This is a genomic window from Burkholderia sp. Ac-20345, from assembly GCF_017104825.1.
GTDB classification, from domain to species: domain Bacteria; phylum Pseudomonadota; class Gammaproteobacteria; order Burkholderiales; family Burkholderiaceae; genus Burkholderia; species Burkholderia lata_B.
In genome coordinates this window covers 1-2,568 of record NZ_JAAGPO010000430.1, presented here as the reverse complement: position 1 = coordinate 2,568, position 2,568 = coordinate 1, and the positions used below count along the sequence as shown (strand labels likewise).

3 protein-coding genes are annotated in these 2,568 nt (G+C 69.8%); all 3 read left to right on the top strand.

Annotated elements, in window-relative coordinates; all coding sequences use genetic code 11:
• Positions 1-432 (top strand): DUF2760 domain-containing protein (locus tag G3O06_RS47645; protein WP_241020617.1); only part of this gene is annotated, 432 nt, incomplete at its 5' end.
• Positions 429-2,270, top strand: a complete 1,842-nt coding sequence (locus G3O06_RS47640) for an Hsp70 family protein (protein ID WP_175032125.1) — start codon at positions 429-431, stop codon at positions 2,268-2,270. The genes G3O06_RS47645 and G3O06_RS47640, both read left to right, overlap by 4 nt.
• Positions 2,271-2,275: 5 nt before the next feature.
• On the top strand, positions 2,276-2,437 hold the full coding sequence (locus tag G3O06_RS47635; RefSeq protein WP_205820247.1) for a hypothetical protein: 162 nt from the start codon (positions 2,276-2,278) through the stop codon (positions 2,435-2,437).
• Positions 2,438-2,568: the final 131 nt, after the last annotated feature.

Below are 2,568 nucleotides of genomic sequence, written 5' to 3'. Positions count from 1 at the left end.
CCGGCACCTGCCGCCGCGCCCGTGAAGGCGCCGGCGCCCGAGCTGCGCGAGGCGAGCCCGCAGGCCGCCCTGCAGCTGCTCGGCCTGCTGCAGCGCGATGCGCGCTTCATCGACTTCGTCGAGGAAGACATCGCCGGCTACGCGGACGCCGACATTGGCGCGGCCGCGCGCCTCGTGCACGACGGCTGCCGTGCCGTGCTGCGCGAACATTTCACGATCGTACCGGTGCGCGACGAAGCCGAAGGCAGCCGCGTGACGCTGCCGGCCGGCTTCGACGCGACGGCCGTGCGCGTGACGGGCAACGTGGTCGGCTCGGCGCCGTTCACGGGGACGGTCAGCCATCGCGGCTGGCGTGTGGCCGACGTGCGCCTGCCGAAGCTGACGGGCAGCCACGACGCCTCGGTCGTCGCACCGGCGGAGGTGGAACTGTGAGCGATCCGCGCTATTCGATCGGTATCGATCTCGGTACGACCCACTGCGCGCTGTCGTATGTCGACAGCGCCGCGAGCGACGGCGAAACCATCACGCAGCAGGTGCTGCCGATCGCGCAGCTCACCGCGCCCGGCGCGCTGGAGTCGCGCGACCTGCTGCCGTCGTTCCTCTACCTGCCGCATGAAAGCGAACTCACGCAAGGCGACCTGACGCTGCCGTGGACGGCCTCGCGCGCCTTCGCGGTCGGCGAGATGGCGCGCACGCGCGGCGCCGGCACGCCGATCCGCCTCGTGTCGAGCGCGAAGAGCTGGCTGTGCCACCCCGGGGTCGATCGCCGCGCGGCGATCCTGCCGAGCGATGCGCCGCCGGAAGTGTCGCGCGTGTCGCCGCTGGAAAGCTCGATCCGCTACCTGACGCACCTGCGCGAAGCGTGGGACCACACGCATCCCGACGCGCCGTTCGCGGACCAGGACGTGACGGTCACGATCCCCGCGTCGTTCGACCCGGCCGCGCGCGAACTGACGGCCGAGGCCGCACGCGCGGCCGGCTATTCGCGGATGACGCTGCTCGAGGAGCCCCAGGCCGCGCTGTACAGCTGGATCCAGAAGAGTCAGGGCGGCTGGCGCAAGCAGGTGCAGGTCGGCGACCTGATCCTGTGCGTCGACGTCGGTGGTGGTACGACCGACCTGTCGCTGATCGCGGTGGTCGAGCGTGAAGGCAATCTCGAACTGCATCGCGTGGCGGTCGGCGAGCACATCCTGCTCGGCGGCGACAACATGGACCTCGCGCTTGCGCATATCGTTGCGCGCAAGCTCGCGCAGCAGGGCACGCAGGCCGATCCGTGGCAACTGCGTGCGCTCACGTACGCGTGCCGTTCCGCGAAGGAAACGCTGCTGTCCGACCCGACGACCGACGCGGTGCCGCTCGTCGTGCCGAGCCGCGGCTCGAAGCTGATCGGCGGGTCGATCCGCACGGAGCTGACGCGCGCGGAACTCACGCAGACGATCCTCGAAGGCTTCTTCCCGCAAGTCGACGCAGCCGCGCGCCCGGTGAGCCGCGCACGTGTCGGCCTGACGCAGCTCGGCCTGCCGTATGCGCAGGACGCGGGCATCACGCGCCATCTCGCGGCGTTCCTCGGCCGCCAGGTCGCGGCGCTCGACTCGCTCGAAGGCGTGCAGCGCACGCTGCCGCAGGGCGCGACGTTCCTGCATCCGACGGCCGTGCTGTTCAATGGCGGCGTGTTCAAGTCGACGCTGCTCACGCAGCGCGTGCTCGATACGCTCAACAGCTGGCTCGCCGCCGAAGGCGCGCCGCCCGCGCGCCTGCTCGAAGGCGCGGATCTCGATCTCGCGGTCGCGCGCGGCGCGGCGTACTACGGCTACGTGAAGCGCGGCCGTGGCGTGCGCATTCGCGGCGGCACGGCGCGCGCGTACTACGTCGCGATCGAATCGGCGATGCCCGCGGTGCCGGGGCTCGAACCGCCGGTGCAGGCGCTGTGCGTCGCGCCGTTCGGGATGGAGGAGGGCTCGGACGCGGCGCTGCCGCCGCAGGAGTTCGGCCTCGTGGTCGGCGAACCGGTGCAGTTCCGCTTCTTCGGTTCGTCGGTGCGTCGCCAGGACCAGGTCGGCACGCTGCTCGACTACTGGTCGCCGGAAGAGCTGCAGGAACTGGAGGAAATCCAGGCGACGCTGCCCGCCGAAGGGCGCACGGTCGGCGAGGTCGTACCCGTGAAGCTGCATGCGCGCGTGACCGAAGCCGGCACACTCGAACTCGAGGCGATCCCGAGCGGCACGAACGAGCGCTGGAAGGTCGAGTTCGACGTGCGCGGCGCCGCCTGAGCGCGATGAAGCGCTATACGGTCGGGATCGACCTCGGCACGAGCAATACGGTCGTCGCATACGTCGAGGCCGGTTCCGACGCGATCCGCGTGTTCGACGTCGAGCAGCTGGTCGGCCCCGGCGCGGTGGCCGCGCAGCCGCTGCTAGATCGGAAGAGCGTCGTGTAGGGGAAGAGGGTGATCTATCGTGTAGGTCTCTGTGGTCGCCGTAGCATGAAAAAAAAAAAAAATAACGTGCCGTTTTGATCACTATGCACAATCTCATCTGACTCCACCACCCTTGTCGATGCACCAGCTCA